General features: G+C 72.8%; 19 protein-coding genes. 4 read left to right on the forward strand and 15 right to left on the reverse strand.

Annotated features, from left to right (window positions below):
• The first annotated feature begins 18 nt into the window (after positions 1-18).
• On the forward strand, positions 19-1,392 hold the full coding sequence (locus ACFVSN_RS02330) for a DUF6519 domain-containing protein (protein ID WP_387599516.1): 1,374 nt from the start codon (positions 19-21) through the stop codon (positions 1,390-1,392).
• Between the two features lie 144 nt (positions 1,393-1,536).
• On the opposite strand, the gene ACFVSN_RS02335 is transcribed toward ACFVSN_RS02330, so the two are convergent.
• From ACFVSN_RS02335 to ACFVSN_RS02390, 12 genes are all read right to left on the reverse strand, one after another.
• Complete coding sequence (locus ACFVSN_RS02335; RefSeq protein ID WP_387599513.1) at positions 1,537-3,216, reverse strand: protease pro-enzyme activation domain-containing protein; 1,680 nt, start codon at positions 3,214-3,216, stop codon at positions 1,537-1,539.
• Between the two features lie 197 nt (positions 3,217-3,413).
• A complete protein-coding gene (locus ACFVSN_RS02340; RefSeq protein WP_380491123.1) occupies positions 3,414-4,157 on the reverse strand; it encodes a BTAD domain-containing putative transcriptional regulator in 744 nt (247 codons plus the stop codon).
• Positions 4,158-4,259: 102 nt separating this feature from the next.
• Positions 4,260-5,639 (reverse strand): DUF2254 domain-containing protein, encoded by a 1,380-nt coding sequence (locus tag ACFVSN_RS02345; RefSeq protein WP_380440847.1) that lies wholly within the window; start codon positions 5,637-5,639, stop codon positions 4,260-4,262.
• A gap of 114 nt (positions 5,640-5,753) precedes the next feature.
• Entirely contained in the window at positions 5,754-6,125 is a 372-nt protein-coding gene (locus ACFVSN_RS02350; protein ID WP_387599510.1) for a fic family toxin-antitoxin system, toxin component, read from the reverse strand.
• Complete coding sequence (locus ACFVSN_RS02355; RefSeq protein ID WP_380440851.1) at positions 6,122-6,370, reverse strand: plasmid mobilization protein; 249 nt, start codon at positions 6,368-6,370, stop codon at positions 6,122-6,124. The genes ACFVSN_RS02350 and ACFVSN_RS02355 overlap by 4 nt, the downstream gene beginning before the upstream one ends.
• Before the next feature lie 122 nt (positions 6,371-6,492).
• Positions 6,493-6,798, reverse strand: a complete 306-nt coding sequence (locus tag ACFVSN_RS02360) for a hypothetical protein (protein ID WP_387599507.1) — start codon at positions 6,796-6,798, stop codon at positions 6,493-6,495.
• A gap of 14 nt (positions 6,799-6,812) precedes the next feature.
• On the reverse strand, positions 6,813-7,274 hold the full coding sequence (locus tag ACFVSN_RS02365; protein WP_387599504.1) for a hypothetical protein: 462 nt from the start codon (positions 7,272-7,274) through the stop codon (positions 6,813-6,815).
• Positions 7,275-7,311: 37 nt separating this feature from the next.
• Positions 7,312-7,773, reverse strand: a complete 462-nt coding sequence (locus tag ACFVSN_RS02370; protein ID WP_387599501.1) for a peptidase inhibitor family I36 protein — start codon at positions 7,771-7,773, stop codon at positions 7,312-7,314.
• Positions 7,774-7,784: 11 nt separating this feature from the next.
• Complete coding sequence (locus ACFVSN_RS02375) at positions 7,785-8,384, reverse strand: hypothetical protein (protein WP_387599498.1); 600 nt, start codon at positions 8,382-8,384, stop codon at positions 7,785-7,787.
• Positions 8,372-8,854 carry a hypothetical protein gene (locus ACFVSN_RS02380; protein ID WP_387599495.1) on the reverse strand — a complete coding sequence of 161 codons (483 nt, stop codon included), beginning with the start codon at positions 8,852-8,854 and terminating at the stop codon, positions 8,372-8,374. The genes ACFVSN_RS02375 and ACFVSN_RS02380 overlap by 13 nt, the downstream gene beginning before the upstream one ends.
• A 210-nt stretch (positions 8,855-9,064) precedes the next feature.
• Positions 9,065-10,327 carry an RNA polymerase sigma factor gene (locus tag ACFVSN_RS02385; protein ID WP_387599567.1) on the reverse strand — a complete coding sequence of 421 codons (1,263 nt, stop codon included), beginning with the start codon at positions 10,325-10,327 and terminating at the stop codon, positions 9,065-9,067.
• The gene (locus ACFVSN_RS02390) at positions 10,324-10,671 is read right to left on the reverse strand and encodes a YciI family protein (RefSeq protein ID WP_380440910.1); all 348 of its coding nucleotides are present in this window, start codon (positions 10,669-10,671) and stop codon (positions 10,324-10,326) included. Before ACFVSN_RS02390 ends, ACFVSN_RS02385 begins: the two co-directional genes overlap by 4 nt.
• Positions 10,672-10,871: 200 nt before the next feature.
• On the opposite strand from ACFVSN_RS02390, the gene ACFVSN_RS02395 reads away from it, so the two are divergent.
• Positions 10,872-12,332, forward strand: a complete 1,461-nt coding sequence (locus tag ACFVSN_RS02395; protein ID WP_387599492.1) for a DHA2 family efflux MFS transporter permease subunit — start codon at positions 10,872-10,874, stop codon at positions 12,330-12,332.
• On the opposite strand, the gene ACFVSN_RS02400 is transcribed toward ACFVSN_RS02395, so the two are convergent.
• The 3 genes from ACFVSN_RS02400 to ACFVSN_RS02410 all read right to left on the reverse strand — a co-directional run bounded on the left by ACFVSN_RS02400 (position 12,271) and on the right by ACFVSN_RS02410 (position 14,653).
• Positions 12,271-13,146: a PaaX family transcriptional regulator C-terminal domain-containing protein gene (locus ACFVSN_RS02400; protein ID WP_380440868.1), complete on the reverse strand. Its 876-nt coding sequence runs from the start codon at positions 13,144-13,146 to the stop codon at positions 12,271-12,273. The two genes, ACFVSN_RS02395 and ACFVSN_RS02400, sit on opposite strands and share 62 nt — an antisense overlap.
• Before the next feature lie 62 nt (positions 13,147-13,208).
• Positions 13,209-14,096: a fumarylacetoacetate hydrolase family protein gene (locus tag ACFVSN_RS02405; RefSeq protein ID WP_387599489.1), complete on the reverse strand. Its 888-nt coding sequence runs from the start codon at positions 14,094-14,096 to the stop codon at positions 13,209-13,211.
• Between the two features lie 137 nt (positions 14,097-14,233).
• Positions 14,234-14,653 carry a RidA family protein gene (locus ACFVSN_RS02410; protein ID WP_380491098.1) on the reverse strand — a complete coding sequence of 140 codons (420 nt, stop codon included), beginning with the start codon at positions 14,651-14,653 and terminating at the stop codon, positions 14,234-14,236.
• 95 nt (positions 14,654-14,748) lie between these two features.
• Here ACFVSN_RS02410 and ACFVSN_RS02415 point away from each other — a divergent pair, with 95 nt between their 5' ends.
• Both ACFVSN_RS02415 and ACFVSN_RS02420 read left to right on the forward strand, forming a co-directional pair.
• Positions 14,749-15,231 carry a cupin domain-containing protein gene (locus ACFVSN_RS02415; RefSeq protein ID WP_387599486.1) on the forward strand — a complete coding sequence of 161 codons (483 nt, stop codon included), beginning with the start codon at positions 14,749-14,751 and terminating at the stop codon, positions 15,229-15,231.
• On the forward strand, positions 15,231-16,130 hold the full coding sequence (locus ACFVSN_RS02420) for an acyl-CoA thioesterase (RefSeq protein WP_387599483.1): 900 nt from the start codon (positions 15,231-15,233) through the stop codon (positions 16,128-16,130). Before ACFVSN_RS02415 ends, ACFVSN_RS02420 begins: the two co-directional genes overlap by 1 nt.
• The last annotated feature ends 142 nt before the right edge of the window (positions 16,131-16,272 follow it).

Genomic DNA, 16,272 nt, shown 5'->3' on the forward strand with positions numbered 1-16,272 from the left:
CCCCTTAGGAGCCCGTCCATGCAAGGCGACTTCTCCCGCACCACCTTCGACCCGGGCAAGCACTACTCCGCCGTCCTCACCCAGCAGGGCCGCGTCCAGCTCGACGCCGACCTGAACGAACAGGGCGCCCTCCTCCTGCACCAGCTGCGCACGACGATCGCCGACCTCCTCGGCCCCGCCGTCGCACCCGCCGTCGGCGGCGGCTTCGCGATCGACGCGGTCACGGGCAGGAAGCCCCAGGAGGACCTGAAGATCCCGGCGGGCCGGATGTACGTGGACGGCATCCTGGTCGAGAACGAGCTCGACACCACCTACTGGACCCAGCCGGACCTGCGCCTCGACCCGACCGACCCCACCGCCCAACTCCCCCAGGACAAGCCCTTCGTGGTGTACCTGCGGGTGTGGGAGCGGCTGATCACCTCCCTCCAGGACCCGGCGATCCGCGAGGTCGCCCTCGGCGACCCCGGACCGGACACGGCGGCCCGCGCGAAGACCGTCTGGCAGGTCGCCGCACTCCCGGTGGCCGCCGCCACGACCGCCGACGCGCTGACCGAGTTCGCCACCCGCCTCGCCGCCTTCCGCCCCACCGGGCAGCTGCGCGCCAGCGCCAAGCAGCCGCCGACCGTCTCCGAGGACCGCTGCGAACTGCCGCCGGACAGCCGGTTCCGCGGCCCGGAGAACCAGCTCTACCGCATCGAGGTGCACACCGGCGGCCCCGCCTGGCCCGCCACCACCGGCCCGAAGTCACGCCGCGGCTTCCTCCCCGGCGCCACCTTCAAGTGGTCCCGGGAGAACGCCTCCGTGGTGTTCCCGGTCACCGCCCTCCACGGCGCGGTCGCCACCGTCTCGGCACTCGGCCGGGACGGCAAGCTCGGCCTGGAGGTGGGCGACTGGGTCGAACTCGTCGACGACACCACCACCGGGCACGTCGCCGACGACACCGTCATCACCGACCCGCCCCGGCCCGCGCCCCGCCTGCGCCAGGTCCTCGCGATCGACGCCGTCGACCTCCTCGTCACCCTCGACCGGCAGGACGGCGACAACGACTGCGGCCTCGGCCCCCACCCGTTCCTGCGCCGCTGGGACCACCTCGCGGCGGCGGACGACGGCGCACTCCCCCTGGTCGAGAACACCTGGCTCGACCTGGAGGACGGGGTCCAGGTCCGGTTCCAGCCCGCCCCGGGCGCCAAGGCCGGCACCTACCGCCGAGGCGACCACTGGCTGGTCCCCGCCCGCACCGCCATCGGCGACGTCCTGTGGCCCCAAGGCGCCGACGGCCCCGCCGCCCAGGCCCCGACCGGCGTGCAGTACCACTACGCGCCGCTCGCCTACGTCAACGGCGCCACCATCGACGCGTCCCCCCGCAAGACCTTCCGCCCCCTGGGCAGTTGAGCCCTGCCGACCGGCAGTCCCGGACGCACCGGCGAGTGGGCCGGCAGCCGGTCGAGGGCTGTCGGCCCACTCACCGCACAGGGGCCTCGCGGCTCACAGGGCCTTGAGGGTCACAGGGCCATGAGGGTCACAGGGCCTTGAGGGTCACAGGGCCTTGAGGCCGCTCAGCAGGGCCGTGCCGACCGGGCTGCCGAATCCGGTGCAGGCGTCCCAGCCGGGCCCGGCATCGTAGGCGCCGTTGCTGCCCTGGGTGATGTCGCGCAGGATGCCGGTGGAGAGCTTCGTGTAGAGCAGCGGGTTGAGGAAGCCGACCGGTGCGCTGAGGCCCTCGTTGACGCGGCTGAGCAGCGCGGCCCAGAGCGGTGCGGCGGCGCTCGTCCCGCCGATCGGGTAGAGGCCCTGGCCGTCGACGGCCGGGATGACGACGCCGGTCACCAGGTCGGCGTCGGCGGCGACGTCCGGGACACCGCGGCCGGCGCTGTGCGGCGGGTTGGCCGAGTGCGGCACGTGGGCGCCGGACTGCCACGGCGGCACGGGGAACCAGCGGCTCACGCCGCCTCCCGTGGCGAACCCGGGGCCCTGGTCCCAGACCGTCTCGCTGGCGATGCCGCCCGTGTTCGCCACCAGGCTGGTGCCGCCGACACCGAGCACGTGCGGGCTGGACGCCGGGAAGTCGGCGTGGGCCTTCAGGTCGTTCGCGTCGTCCCTGGTGCCGTCGTCGCCGGAGGCGCAGCAGATGCTGATGTTGCGGGCGCCGGCCTGGGCGAAGGCCTGGTCGGCGGAGGTGATGGCCATCCGTGTCCACGCCGAGTTGGCGGAGTCCTCGGGGTTGCCGTAGCTGCAGGAGATCACGGTGGGCTTGTTGACGGTGTCGGTCACGATGGTGTGGATCGCGTCGACCCAGCCCTGCTCGGTGAAGACCGTGAAGTAGACGACGATCTTCGCCCCGGGGGCCAGGCCGCCGACCATCGCGAGGTCGAGCATGATCTCGGGCGTGCTGTCGGCCGGGTCGCTGCCGTCGTCGCTCCCGAGGTCGTTGCCGGGGCCGGCCACCACCACGTCGGTGATGTCCGGCATCGGGTTGCCGAGCACGTTCACGAAGTAGTTGCGCAGGGCGTCGAGGCTGTAGCCGCCGGAGGGCCGGCCGGGCTGGGTCATGCCGTTGAAGGCGAGCACGGCGATGCACTGGCCGGCGCCGGTGGTGCCCGCGGGGAACGAGTAGTGGCGGCCGAGCTCGGTCGGCAGGAAGGTGCCGGCCGGGATGCGGGCGCCGGCGACGGCCGGGATCGTCGTACGGGCGGCGGTGGCCTGGCGGGTGCGCAGGTCGGCGCCGATCGGGCGGTTGTCCAGGCCGAGGACGCCGGTGACGATCCCTTCGAGTTCGGCGGGTACGTGGACGGCGCCTTCGCGGCCGCGGTAGGTGTGCCACCGGCTGTCGCGGCCCTGGTAGCGGTAGCGGGCCAGGGTCACCTGGAACGCGTTCGAGATCTGTTCCACGGTGCCGGTCAGCTGCACGCTGCGGGCCGGCTCGTTGACCGTGCCGAGCGTCAGCCCGTGGTCGAGGGCGAAGGCCTTGACGGCGGTGATGTCGGCCGGGGCGGCCCGGTAGGCCCGGTCGACCTCGCCGTGGTCGGCGGGCTTGCGCTTGGCCGGTGGTGTGAGCGCGAATTCGAGGAGGTCGGGCGGGGCCGGCGCGGCCGGGTCGCGGCGCAAGTAGACGGTGACGGTGAGTGGTTCGGAGAGGTTGGCCGGGCCGACGACGCTCGCCCCGGCGCGCGGGGTGCGGTCACTGTCCGGGATGGGGAGGTACGGGCTGCGCGGCATGATCGCCTCCAGATGCTTCCACACGGAGCTCTGTACGTGTATCGCGCATATGTACTTTGTATACCCAGCTTCATCCTCGCCCGCATCAGGCGTCAAGCGTTCCCGCCAGGGAGTCCGGCCGGGATAGGCCGGATGTTTACCCCGTATCCCTACCGTGCATTCTCCCGCGCCGTGCCCCCGGTACAGGCCCCACAGGATCAGCGGAGCCGGGCGCGCGCGATCCCGTCGTCCGCGCCCGGGGCCGCCTGCACCGCCGCGTCCAGCAGGCGCCGCATCCCCGGAGAGGGGTTCACCCCCAACTCCCTTTGGAGCAACAGGCGGTAGGCGTGGTAGGTGTGGATCGCCTCGCTGTAGTTGCCCTCGGCGAGGTGGATCTCCAGCAGCAGCCGGTGCGGACTCTCCCGCAGGGGCTCGGCGCGCAGCGCGGCGTGGACGGCTTCGAGGGCGCCGCCGTAGTCGCCGGCGCGGAGGTCGCGCAGGGCGAGCTTCTCCATGGTGTGGAGGTAGAGCTGGCGCAGCCGTTCGCGCTCCAGCAGCACCCAGTCGTCGTACCAGCCGGGCAGGAGCTCGCGCGGGCCGCCGGCGAGCAGTACGCGCGGGTCGCCCGTCCCGGACTCTCCGATGCCGCCGAGCAGTTCGTCGACGTCGAGGCGCACCGAGGCGTGCAGCCGCAGCGTCTCGCCGGCGGCGGCGAGCACCGGGGCGGCGAGCACGGGCGCGCCGGACTGCTGGAGGCGCCACAGCGCCGTCCGCAGCCGGCCGGAGGCCTTGGCCTCGTCGGACTCCGGCCACAGCGTGCCGGCCACGAGGGCGCGGTGGGCCTCGCGGCGCAGGGCGACGAAGGCGAGGAGGCGTTGGAGCGTCCTGGTCAGGTGGACGGGTTTCGCCCCGCAGTCGAGCGCGAAGCCGTCGAGCAGCCTCAGCCGAGCGGAAACAGCCATACACCCGCCCCCTCATGCCCTCATGGATGTCCGCGTACGATCATGCCCCGCTGCGGCGCCCTCACCCCGAACGTCACGAATTCACCCTTTCGAGCGATTCCGTCACTCCGGGCTGACGTCGGGCCCGCGCCGGGCCCGCGCCTCGCCGTACGCGGCCAGGACCCCGAGGTAGCGGCGGCGGACGTCGTCCCGGTCGGTGGCCTCGGCCACCGACTCCTGGTTGAGGCGTTCGATCATCTCGGCCTGGGCGATGAGCACCCGGCACTGCTGCTCGGTCCTGGTCTCGGTCATGATCTCGGCGAGCGCGTCGAGCTGGCGGATCAGGACGGCCGGCATGCCGGGGGCGGCCTGGCGGATCTTCTCGAAGCTCCGCTGCACGAGCCGCTCGTAGCTGACGGGGACGGTCATCACCCGGATGTAGCCGTCCTCGTCCCGGTGGACGGGGTTCGGGCTCCAGTGGGCGGCGATCCGGCACAGGCCCTCGCCGAGCCAGTCGATGCAGGTCAGGGCCGTGAAGGTGTCGTTGACGGCGGTGGACAGCGCCCGGATGGCGATCTCCACGAGCTGGTCGACGGCGAAGGCGATGTCCTGGGCGAGGGTGCGGGTCGAGCCGGTGATGTGGGCGCGGGCGAAGCTGCGGGCCACCTCGGGCGCCGCCTCGGCGGGCCAGACGGTGGCGAGCTGGTGCCCCTGCACGAGGAAGTGCCCGGGCCGGTGGTCCAGCCGGATGACGGCGTCCAGTCCGGCCGCCATCCGCACGAGCGTGCGGTGCCGGACGAACTGGAGGTACCCGCTGGCGGGCGCCGGGACGGCGGCCCCCGAGGTGTCCAGCCGGACGTTCAGCTCCTCGACCGTCGGCCCCTTCGCCGCGACCCCCGCCGCCGGCCCCGGCCCGCCCGCACTCGCCTCGATGGCCTCGGACAGCTCCGTCGCGATGCTGGCGATCACCCGGGGCAGCTGGATCGACGTCGCGATGTGGTGGATGAAGAAGATCAGCACGGCGAGGTCCGCCATGACGAGCACCATGCACACGGTGATCGACAGGTGCGGCACGAAGTCCCCGTGCGTCCCGGGCCCGATGACGACGAGCGCGAGGATCGCGTACACGAACGTCCCGACGAAGGTCCCGAGGGTGAGCTGCGTGGTCCGGTCCCGGATGAAGGTGCGCAGCATGCGCGGCCCGAACTGGGTGGAGGCCAGCGTCAGCGTCACGATCATGATGGAGAACACCACGCCGACGACGGTGATCAGGGCGGCCGCGATGGCCGCGAGGATCTGCCGTGCCGCGTCCGCGGTCCCGCTGATCACCCAGGTGGGAAGCCCCAGGTCCCCCCGGTAGGCGGCCTTGTCCAGCGCGAGCGTGACCACGAACAGCACCCCGGCGAGGCCGACCTCCAGGATCGGCACGACCCACAGGTTCGTCCGCAGGGCCTCCCGCCGCCACTGCGCCTCCAGGTGGACGCCGCGGATCACCTCGCCCACCTCCCGACACCCGGCCCAGCGGAACATTTCCACCCTAAAGTGAACGGACCGGGAGCACAGCGCCGAGACCGCCCCGGAGCTCACGCCCCGGGCGGCCCGACCCGACCGTCCGCGTCAGCGGTACCAGGTCCGGATCACGGCGGCGATCTCGCGGATGTCGGCCTGCCCGTCCCGGATGCGGGCGGCGAGTTCGGCCGCGGACTTCGGTTCCACGGTGACGATCACGCCGGAGGCGCTCAGGTAGGCGGCGGCGACGACGGCCGCGAAGTGCTCGTTGGCGAACTCCAGCGGCGGGACCCGGATGAGCTGGTGCATGAGCGCGGCCGCGCGCTGGTGCGCGCCCGCGTAGACCGGCACCTCCATGACCTCGTCGACGTGGCGAGCCACAGCGGCGGCGAGGGTCCCGTAGTCGGTGACATCCGGATCCGCCGGGAGGAAATGGTGGGCGATGTCCAACAGCCACGCCCGGTCGATGCGCAGGATCACGCCGCGTCCGCCGTGCCGGGTCGGCGCGCAACGCTCTCGGGGTAGGGGCCGAACTCGGCCTCGAAGGCCGGCGCCCAGGCCTGGGAGAAGTGCGCGGCGGCGGTCAGGAAGCGCTCGCGCTGCTCGTCGGCCTCCTCCGCCAGAACCTTGCGGGCGTAGTCCGGCAGGCTCATCCCCGCCGCTTCCGCCCGCCGTTCGAGCGCTTCGTGGACCTGGTCGTCCAGCCGGACGTTCAGCTGCTTCATGCCGGACAGCGTAGCGATCCGTACAAGGCGCTACAAGCGGTGCGCCCGCTACGCCACGCGCCGGACGGCTCCCTCCCGGCGCGAACCGGGAGGGAGCTGTCGTCAGACAATGACACCTATCACTAGGGCAGTTGGCGCTTCAGGAGGAAGTTCCAGCGGTCACCGGAGTAGGGGTTCACGGGGGCGACCACCTCCCAGCCCTCCTTGCCCAGCTTCTCCAGGTCGCCGACGTTCTTGCCGCCGGGCTGGGCGATGGCCCAGCGGTACTCCCAGTGCGGGGTGGCCACCTGCGGCTTGGCCGTGGCCGCCGGGGTGGTGTCGGCGGTGGCCGCCACCGTGCCGGCCGCGGCGAGCAGCACGGTGGCCGCGGCGCCGATGGCGGCCCGGCCGAGGTAGCGGCGGGGCAGGCGGTTGACTGTTGCGTTCACGTGGTTCGGGGCTCCTAGGCGATGGTGATCGAGAAGGCGACCTGGGCCTTGGTGCCCGCGCTCGCGGTGACCAGGTCCGGCCCGGCGTGGCCCGCGGCGGTCAGCTGGGGAGCGGTGGCGTAGCCGTCCTGGTCGGTCGTGACGGCGGCGTCGTCCTTGCCGTCGGGGAACTTGAGACCGGGGCCGGGGGTGGAGAAGGCGATGGTCGCGCCCTTGACCGGCTTGCGGTCCTTGTCGACGGCCCGGACCTTGAGGCGCACCGGCACCTGCTGGCCACTGGGCACCTTCTGGTCGTCGCCGTCGACGGCCCACAGGCGTTCCACCTTGGCGGTGGTGGCGTCCACGCCGCCGGCACGGACGCTGGGGGCGGATGGGGCGGGCGCGGACTGGGCGGCCTGGCCGGCGGTGGCGGTCAGGACGACCCCGAGCACGGCGGTGGCCACGGCCGCCGCCGTGCGCTTGAGGGGCAGGCTCACGAGCGTTCCTCCTTTGAGGAGTCGGACGGGTCCGGGGTCAGCACGGCTTGAACGACTTCAGCGCGTCGTTGGGCTTGATGTGGTCTTCCTTGCCGAGGGACGCGAACTCGTGCGAGGCGCCCGTGAATCCGGCTCCCTCGTACCAGCAGTAGTGCACCGGGGAGTTGTTGACCCAGGACGAGACTCCCTCGCCCCCGGTGAAGGACCTGCCGTTGGTGAACTTGATCCGCTCGATGTTCTCGACCTGACTGCCGGGCAGGACGGCGATCGCGCCCCACGTGTAGTCGAAGCCGCCGTAGATGCAGAGCCACCCCGCCGGACACGGCGTCGCCTTGCTCTCCTTCATCTCCGGGTTCAGCAGGTGCACGCCGGGCGGGTTGGCGGTCTGCGGCCCGTCCGCGGCGGCTGCCGTTCCGCAGGTGAGTGCCGCGGCGCCGGCCAGGGCGAGGGCGGCCCTGGCCAGGCGGGCGCCCCGGCGGTTGACGGTCATGACGGTCATCTGGCTGGTCCTCACTTCGAGTCGGGCAGGGTCTCGGTCCACACGGCCTTGCCCTTGAGCGGCGCCTCCTCCATGACCGGTCCGATCCGCTGGTAACGCTGGGACTTCTTGTCGCAGTCCAGAATCCGCTCGTAGTAGCCGGTGACCTGCACGGTCTCGATGCCGACGTACCGGGTGTAGCCGACGCCGGGGCCGGCGACCAGCCGGATCTCGGTCTCCTTCTCCACCGAGTTGGTCTCGGCGAAGGCGAAGCCGTAGGAGGCGGAGAACTTGCTCTGCACGCTGGCCGAGAAGATCCCGAAGCTGGCGCTGGCCTCGGTGCTGATCTCGTAGCCGAGGTCGACCTTGTGGGAGAACTTCTTGGTCACCGACTCCTTGGTCTTGACCGTCTCGTCCAGCGGCTCGGGGCCCTTGCGGTTGTCGAGCGTGAACTTGTCGGCGATCTCGCGCTTGAACACCGGGTCGCCGACCGGCTCGAAGTGCCACTTGCCGTCGCACTCGACGGTGGGCTGCTGCGCGACTGCCGCCTGGGGCACCGCGAGCAGTGGGACGGAGGTGGCGAGCAGCGCGGCGGCGAGGGCGGCCGCGCGGGAGCGGTTCAGGAATTCCACGGCGTCCCCAGGAGCTTCATGTCGGTGGCCTTGTCGGTGCCGTCGGCGGTCCACCAGACCTGGGCGTTGGAGCCCTTCTGGATGTCGAAGTCGGCGTGGACGCTCTCCTTCGACTTGACCTGCCGCCACTCGATGTCGTTCATCCCCTTCATCGACGCGGCGCACTTCTTGAGGTCGGCCGAAGTACCCTTTCCGCCGTCGCAGTTGTAGACGACGAGCGACAGGTCGCGGTACGCGCGGCCGGTGTTGGTGAAGGTCAGCCGGCCGCCCGCGGCGGTCGGGCACCACGTGACGGTGCCGCCGGTGACCTGCATGTCAGACCCCGCCGCACCGGTGCAGGCCGGTTCGGCGGTCGGGGTCTGGGCGCCGACCGCCGGGGCGCCGGCCGAGATGGCGAAGACGGCTGCGGCTCCGGCCGCCGCGGCGATGATGCGGCCGCGGCGGGCGGGCGCGGGTGGTGAGTGGAACACGGTCCTCCCAAGTCACAAGTGATCCCCGGAACTTGGCTCCCGGGGTCGAGCACCGTGCCTAAGTGGGAGGAGCTGCTCGGAGTAACGGATGATCACCCTCCCGGTGATCATCGGACGAACCGATGTTCCCGTCGATCTTGGCCGACCTGCCGCTTTGTGATCTTCGTCGAATGCGCGTCCGAGACCTTGGAGTCGTCTCCGTCGGACCACTCACCCCCCGACCTCCGCCAGCCGTCGCCGGAGGTAGCGCCGCTCGGCCGCGCTCGCCGTCAGGCCGAGCGCCTCGCGGTACGCCGCCGCGGCCTCCGGCCGGCGGCCCAGCCGGCGCAGGAGGTCGGCCCGCGTCGCCGGCAGCAGGTGGTACCCGGCCAGCCGGGGGTCCTCGGCCAGCCGCCCCACCAGGTCGAGGCCGACCGCCGGGCCCTCGGCCATCGCCCGCGCCACGGCCTGGTTCAGCGCGACCACCGGCGAGGACGTGAGCTCCGCGAGCAGCCCGTACAGCCGTGCGATCAGCGCCCAGTCGGTGTCCGCGGCCGTGGGGGCGGTCGCGTGGCAGGCGGCGATCGCCGCCTGGAGCTGGTAGAAGCCCGGCCGGGCGGCCCGGCGCGCGGCCGTGTCGAGGACGGCGCAGCCCTCCGCCACCGACGCGGCGTCCCACCGACGGCGGTCCTGTTCCTCCAGCGGCACGAGCTCCCCGGCCGCGTTGACCCGGCCCGCGCGGCGGGCGTCGTGCAGCAGCATGAGCGCGAGCAGGGCGAGGGTCTCCGGCTCGTCGGGCATGAGTGCGGACAGCAGGCGGGCCAGCCGGATCGCCTCGGCGCAGAGGCCGGTGCGGATCAGTTCGGCGCCCTCGGTCGCGCTGTAGCCCTCGTTGAACAGCAGGTACAGGACGGCGAGGACGCCGGCGGTGCGCTCGGGCAGGAGGGGGCCGGGCGGCACCCGGTACGGGATGCCGGCGTCGCGGATCTTGGCCTTGGCGCGGACGAGCCGTTTGGCCATGGTCTGCTCGGAGACCAGGAAGGCGCGGGCGATCTCGGCGGTCGTCAGCCCGGCGAGGGTGCGCAGGGTGAGCGCGACGCGGGCCTCCAGGGGCAGCGCCGGGTGGCAGCAGGTGAAGATCAGCCGCAGCCGGTCGTCGGCGATGCCGCTCTCGTCCGCCTCGTCCGCGCCGCCGCCATCCACCGGGGCCGGCCCGGGGTCCGGGTCCATGGCGACCTCCCGGAGTTTGGCGGCCTCGGTGCGGGCGCGGCGCAGCCGGTCGACGGCCCGGTTGCGGGCCGTCGTGATCAGCCAGGCGCGCGGGTTGTCGGGGACGCCGTCGCGGCCCCAGCGCTCCAGCGCCTTGGTGAAGGCGTCCTGGGCGCACTCCTCGGCGAGGTCCCAGTCCCCGGTCCAGCGGATCAGGACGGCGACGATGCGGCCCCACTCGGAGCGGAAGGTCTCGGCGACGGCGTCCGCCGCGCGGTCGGTCAGCGCTCCCAGATCGGTCTCACCTCGATCGTCCCGTGCCGGGCACCGGGGATCTTGGAGGCGATCTCGATCGCCTCGTCGAGGTCCCGGGCGTCGACCATGTAGTAGCCGCCGACCTGCTCCTTCGTCTCCGCGAAGGGGCCGTCGGCCACCAGCACGTCGCCGTCGCGCACGCGGACGGTGGTGGCGTCGGCGGTCGGCCGCAGGCGCTCGCCGCCGAGGAGGACGCCGCGGCGGCCCATCTCCTCGCCGAAGGCGGTGTACTCGGCGAGCATCGCCGCGCCCTCGTCGGGGCCGAGGGCGCCGATGGCGTTCTCGTCGGTGCAGATGATCAGCAGGTATCGCATGTCGTCCTCCTCGCAACAGTCCTTGGACCGAGTGGACCGGAGTCCCGAAATCGGTCGGTCACAGATGGGACGAACGGGACGAAGCCGGATGGACCACTCCATCCTCCGACGTCACCGCGCACCCGGCCATCGCTGTCCTCCGGACGCGTTCCCGTTCGTCCCACCCGTGCAAGCCACCCACCCCGAGGAGGTGCGTCCCGATGACCACCGCCACCGCACAAGCCGCCCCCGCGCGGCCGGCCCGGCAGGCCTGGACCCTGGTCCTCGCCTCGCTGGGCGTCTTCATGACCGCCCTCGACACCCTCGTCGTCACGACCGCCCTGCCCGCGCTGCGGATCTCCCTGCACGGCGGCCTGTCCGACCTGGAGTGGACGGTCAACGCCTACAACCTGTGCTTCGCCTGCGCGCTGCTCACCGGCGCCGCGCTGGGCGACAGATTCGGCCGGCGGCGGATGTACGCCGTCGGGCTGGCCGTGTTCACGGCGGCCTCGGCCGCGGCCGCGCTCTCCCCGACGGTCGGCGCGCTGATCGCCGCCCGGGCCGTGCAGGGCGCGGGTGCGGCGCTGGTGATGCCGCTGACGCTCACCCTGATCAGCGCGGCGTTCCCGGCCGGGAAGCGCGGCATGGCGATCGGCCTGTGGGGCGGCATCGCCGGGCTGGCGGTGGCGGCCGGTCCGGTGGTCGGCGGCGCGGTCGTGCAGGGGATCAGCTGGCACTGGATCTTCTGGCTGAACGTGCCGATCGGCCTCGCCCTGATCCCGCTCGCGGCGACCCGCCTGCGCGAGAGCTTCGGTCCGCGGCCGCGCCTGGACGTACCCGGGTTGCTGCTCGCCGGGGCCGGGTTCTTCGGCCTCACGTGGGGGCTGGTCCGTTCGAACACCGTCGGCTGGGCGAGCGGCGAGGTGCTCGGGTCGCTGCTCGCGGGCGCGGCCGTCGTCGGCGCGTTCCTGTGGTGGGAGCGGCGGGCCCCGGCGCCGATGCTGCCGCTCGCGATGTTCCGGCGCCGCAGCTTCTCCGCGGCCAACGGCGTGAGCTTCTTCCTCTACGCGGGCCTGTTCGGCGCGCTGTTCCTGATGGCGCAGTTCTTCCAGACGGCGCAGGGCCTCACCCCGATGCAGGCGGGCCTGCGCCTGCTCGCCTGGACGGCGGCGCCGGTGGTGGTCGCGCCGCTCGCCGGACGGCTGGCCGACCGCTACGGGAACCGGCCGTTCATCGTCCTCGGCCTGCTGCTCCAGGCCGGCGGGCTCGCCTGGGTCGCCGGGATCGCCCAGCCGGCCTCCGGCTTCGCCGCGCTGGGCGTCGCCCTGGCGATCGCCGGGACCGGCACCTCCCTGGTGTTCCCGACCGTGGCCAACGCCGTCGTCGAGTCGGTCGACGACCGGGACGTCGGCATGGCGGCCGGCGCCAACAGCGCGATGCGCGAGCTCGGCGGCGTCTTCGGCGTGGCCGTCCTGGCCTCCGTCTTCGCCCGCCCCGGCGCGTACTCCTCGCCCGCCGTGTTCGTCGACGGCTTCACCACGGCGCTGTGGGTGGGCGTCGGATTCTCCGCCGTCGGCGTCCTGGTCGGCCTGTTCGGCCTCAAGGGCAAGGCCCCCGCGCCTACTCGGCGTGGATCACCGACAGCGCGTGTTCCCGCGCGCCCGTACTCAGCATCGCGTTGAGCTCGTCGAACAGGGCGCCGGCGCTGACCCCGTTCCAGCCCGGGGGGAGCAGCGAGAGCGGCAGGCCGGGGTCCCGGTACGGGAGGCGACGCCACTGGGTGAGCATCGGGACGTAGACCCGGAAGGCCTCCAGCGGGGTGACGCCGGAGGTCTTCACCCGGTCCAGGACCGGGCGGTGGCGGGCGAGGAACTCTGCGTACAGCTCGGCGAGTTCGTCGAGGTCCCACCAGCTGCGCACCTTGGAGCGCAGGTCGCCGAAGGCGTAGTGCTCGCCGCTGAAGATGTCGACGTAGGCGGCGAGCCCGCGGCGCTCCAGGGTGCGGCGGGTCTCGGCGGCGAGGTTGCCCGGCGCCACCCAGACGCCGGGCGCCGCGGTGCCGAGGCCGAGCCGGGTGAGGCTGGTGCGCAGCTCGTGGCGCTTCTGGCGCTCGGACTCGGGGACGGAGAAGACGACGACGATCCAGCCGTCCTCGGGCACGGCGCGCACGCGCTCGAAGATGCGGGCGTCGCCCTCGGCGAGCGTCTCCAGCACCGACGGGACGAGCGCGTACCCGGCGGCGCCCCCGTGCCGCCCGCTCTCCAGGACGCCACGCCGCTTGAGGCGGGAGATGGACGAGCGGACGGCGGGCGGCTCGACGCCGAGGTCGCCCATCAGGCGGACCACCGACGCGACGGAGAGCCAGTTCTCCTCACCGCGCGCGTACAGGCCGAAGGTGGTCGTGATCAGGGGGCCGTGCCGCGCGTCGCGGCCGGCCGCGGGGGACTCCTCGTGCCCGGCCGTCACAGGTGCGCTCTCCTCGTCTCGGGCCGGCATCGTGGATCAAGCCCGGTGTTGATCAAGCTCGGCCGCGGGCAGCCTATCGCCTCTGCGGGTCATCACATCAGCGACGTCCGCACGACCCGGTTGCGCAGCTCGCCGAGCCCGTCGACGCGCGTGACGACGACGTCCCCGTCGCGCAGGAAGACCTGCGGGTCGCGGGCGCTGCCGATGCCGCTCGGGGTGCCGGTGAGCAGGACGTCGCCGGCGCGCAGCGTCATCCCCAGGCTCAGCTCGGCGATCAACCGGGCGATCGGGAAGGCCATCCGGGCGCTGGTGGCGTCCTGGCGCGGCTCGCCGTTGACCTCGCAGCGCACGCGCAGGGCGCCCGGGTCGGGCACCTCGTCGGCGGTGGTGAGCCAGGGGCCGAGGGGCATGGTGGCGTCGATGCTCTTGCCCTTGAGCCACTGGCCGCCGTGGGCGCGCTGGAGGTCGCGCTGGGAGACGTCGTTGGCGACGAGGTAGCCGAAGACGTGGCCGAGGGCCTCGGACTCCGGGATCGACCGGCCGTCGCGGCCGATGACGAGGGCGATCTCGGCCTCGTAGTCCCACTGGGCGGAGAGTTCCGGGTCGTAGGCGATGTCGTCGGCCGGGCCGATGACGGTGTCCGGGCCCTTGGTGAAGAAGGTGGGCCGGTCGGGCCGCCCGGCCGGGTCCTGGCCGCCGCGCTTGCCGCGGGACTCCTCGAAGTGGTCCCAGTAGTTCCACCCGGTGCACAGGATGTCGCGGTTGAAGTGCTGCAACGGCGACTCCAGTCGGACGTCCGCGAGCGCGACGACCGGCGCGTGCGCCACCGCGGCCCGCGCCGCCGCCAGGCCCTCCGGCCCGCCGCGCACGAGGACGTCGACCGTGCCGAGCCACTCGGGCAGCAGGGCCAGGGCCTTCGCGTCCTCGTCGACGGCCCCTGCGCGCGGCCGGCCGTCGACCGTCAGGGCTGCGAGCTTCATCGTTGCGGTACCTCCGTTGCGACCGTCAGGGAAGATCGATCCACCGTGCACTCGTCACGGCGCCCGGTTCAGGTGCCCGATTCACGGCGATCCACTCGCGCTGCCCGATGCGCGGTGCTCCACCCCCGCAGATCGGCTCACGCCGCGGGCCGCACCAGCCGCTCGTCCGGGATCACCGCGACCCCGAGGATCTCGATCAGCGCCTCCGGCTGCCACAGCGCGGTGCAGCCGATGCCCGCCATCGCCGGGTAGACCGGGCCGGCCAGTTCGCGCCAGACCTCGCCGATCTCCTTGCCGTGCGCCTGGTAGTCGGGGATGTCGGTCAGGTAGATCGTCACGCTGACCAGGTCCTGCGGCTCGCCGCCCGCCTCGCGCAGGGTGGCGAGGACGTTGCCGAATGCCTGCCGGAACTGCTCCACGATGCCGCCCGGCACGATCCGCATGCCGGCGTCGAGGGCGGTCTGTCCGCCGAGGTGGAGGATGTTGCCGGCCAGCGTCCCGTGCGAGTAACCGCTCGGTTTCGGCAGGGAGCTCGGGTTGACGGGCACCGGCGTCATGCGGCCTCCATCGTGTGTCGGGGCGAGATGTATTGACACTAGATGACGGTCGTGAAAAAAACGAGATACCGATCCCGAGAAACGGAGCCGTCCGCATGGAGCCCGATCTCAGCAAGTACCAACTCGACGGCGACAATTCGATGTACCGCCTCCCGAGCGGTCTGGTCGCCCCCGTCGTCACGCGCCGCGGCATGGAGGACCCGGGCACCGCCGACTCCGGCGGCGCCGTGCGGATCTCGGGCGTGAGCATCCAGCACACCCCCGCCCGCCGGCTCTGGTTCGGCCAGGTCAGCAACGAGCCCGGCTACCGCTCGGTGACCCACCACCACGGCGAGGCCGAGACCGGCGGCTACGTCCTGGAGGGCCGCGGCCGCATCTACTTCGGCGAACGGTTCGAGGACTACGTCGACATGGAGCAGGGCGACTGGGTCTTCGTGCCCCCGTTCATGCCCCACATCGAGTGCAACCTCTCGCGCACCGAGCGCCTCGTGTGGATGACCACCCGCACGCCCGAGAACATCGTCGTCAACCTGCCGGACGTGGCCGACGACGACCTGCGCGACTGGACGGACCGCTGATGGCCGCCGATCCCACCTCCGAGGCCTTCACCTCGGCCGTCACCCTCAAGCCCGCCGAGCCCGAGCACTTCGACCTCGCCTTCACCGCCACCACCCAGCCCTGTCCGTGGCCCAAGGCCTACGGCGGCGACCTCGTCGCCCAGGCCGCCGCCGCCGCGATGCGCTCGTTGACGGACGGCAAGTCGCTGCACTCGATGCACGGTTACTTCCTGCGCCCGGCCGACATCGGCGCCGACGTCCGCTACGAGGTGGAGGTCCTGCGCGACGGCCGCGGCTACAGCACCCGCCAGGTGCGCGGCTACCAGAACGGCAAGCCGCTGTACGTCTGCCTGGCCAACTTCGCGGCCGGCGAGCCCGGTGGCACCTTCGCCGCCGGCTTCGACGGCTCGCTGCCCGCCCCCGAGGACCTGCCGAGCTCCGCCGCCTACCTCGCCGACCGCACCGGCGGCACGATGACCGACGCGTCCAAGGCCTACTGGTCCGGCGGCCGCAGCTTCGACATGCGCCACGTGCCGGGCCCCGTCTACCTCACCGTCGAGGGCGAGCGGACCCCCCACCAGGCCGTCTGGATCAAGCCGTTCGACCACCTGCGGCCCGTCGAGGGCCTCACCGACGCGCAGCGCGACCAGGCCGCCCTCGCCTACGTCTGCGACTACACGATCCTGGAGCCCGTCCTGCGCGTGCTCGACCTCGCGTGGGCGCGGCCCGGGCTGGTGACGGCGAGCCTCGACCACGCCATGTGGTTCCACCGGCCGGGACCGGTGGACGACTGGCTGCTGTACGTGCAGGAGGCGGTCGCCGCCGACAGCGGACGCGGGCTCGGCACGGGCAGGTTCTTCACCCGCGACCACCGCCACCTCGCCACCGTCGCCCAGGAGGGCATGATCCGCACCACCTGATCGTGCCTGTCTTCGAACCCCCGCCTGCGTGGCGGCGTCTGGGCACGCACCTCGCCGCGTTGTCGTCGGTCGCCGATGTCCCCCAGCCTGACGGCCGGGAGGTGCCCCCACCGCATGGAACTCCCTCCTCCGCCTTGCGATG

It is taken from the genome of Kitasatospora sp. NPDC057904 (genome assembly GCF_042887925.1).
GTDB lineage: Bacteria > Actinomycetota > Actinomycetes > Streptomycetales > Streptomycetaceae > Kitasatospora.

What these genes read in the sequence shown, in the direction of transcription:
- ACFVSN_RS02340 (WP_380491123.1), bottom strand. Translation starts at nt 4,157, where the DNA reads ATGGCTGTTTCCGCTCGGCTGAGGCTGCTCGACGGCTTCGCGCTCGAC.
- ACFVSN_RS02335 (WP_387599513.1), bottom strand. Translation starts at nt 3,216, where the DNA reads ATGCCGCGCAGCCCGTACCTCCCCATCCCGGACAGTGACCGCACCCCG.
- ACFVSN_RS02400 (WP_380440868.1), bottom strand. Translation starts at nt 13,146, where the DNA reads ATGCCGGCCCGAGACGAGGAGAGCGCACCTGTGACGGCCGGGCACGAG.
- ACFVSN_RS02355 (WP_380440851.1), bottom strand. Translation starts at nt 6,370, where the DNA reads ATGAAGCAGCTGAACGTCCGGCTGGACGACCAGGTCCACGAAGCGCTC.
- ACFVSN_RS02405 (WP_387599489.1), bottom strand. Translation starts at nt 14,096, where the DNA reads ATGAAGCTCGCAGCCCTGACGGTCGACGGCCGGCCGCGCGCAGGGGCC.
- ACFVSN_RS02415 (WP_387599486.1), top strand. Translation starts at nt 14,749, where the DNA reads ATGGAGCCCGATCTCAGCAAGTACCAACTCGACGGCGACAATTCGATG.
- ACFVSN_RS02330 (WP_387599516.1), top strand. Translation starts at nt 19, where the DNA reads ATGCAAGGCGACTTCTCCCGCACCACCTTCGACCCGGGCAAGCACTAC.
- ACFVSN_RS02395 (WP_387599492.1), top strand. Translation starts at nt 10,872, where the DNA reads ATGACCACCGCCACCGCACAAGCCGCCCCCGCGCGGCCGGCCCGGCAG.
- ACFVSN_RS02410 (WP_380491098.1), bottom strand. Translation starts at nt 14,653, where the DNA reads ATGACGCCGGTGCCCGTCAACCCGAGCTCCCTGCCGAAACCGAGCGGT.
- ACFVSN_RS02420 (WP_387599483.1), top strand. Translation starts at nt 15,231, where the DNA reads ATGGCCGCCGATCCCACCTCCGAGGCCTTCACCTCGGCCGTCACCCTC.
- ACFVSN_RS02370 (WP_387599501.1), bottom strand. Translation starts at nt 7,773, where the DNA reads ATGACCGTCATGACCGTCAACCGCCGGGGCGCCCGCCTGGCCAGGGCC.
- ACFVSN_RS02390 (WP_380440910.1), bottom strand. Translation starts at nt 10,671, where the DNA reads ATGCGATACCTGCTGATCATCTGCACCGACGAGAACGCCATCGGCGCC.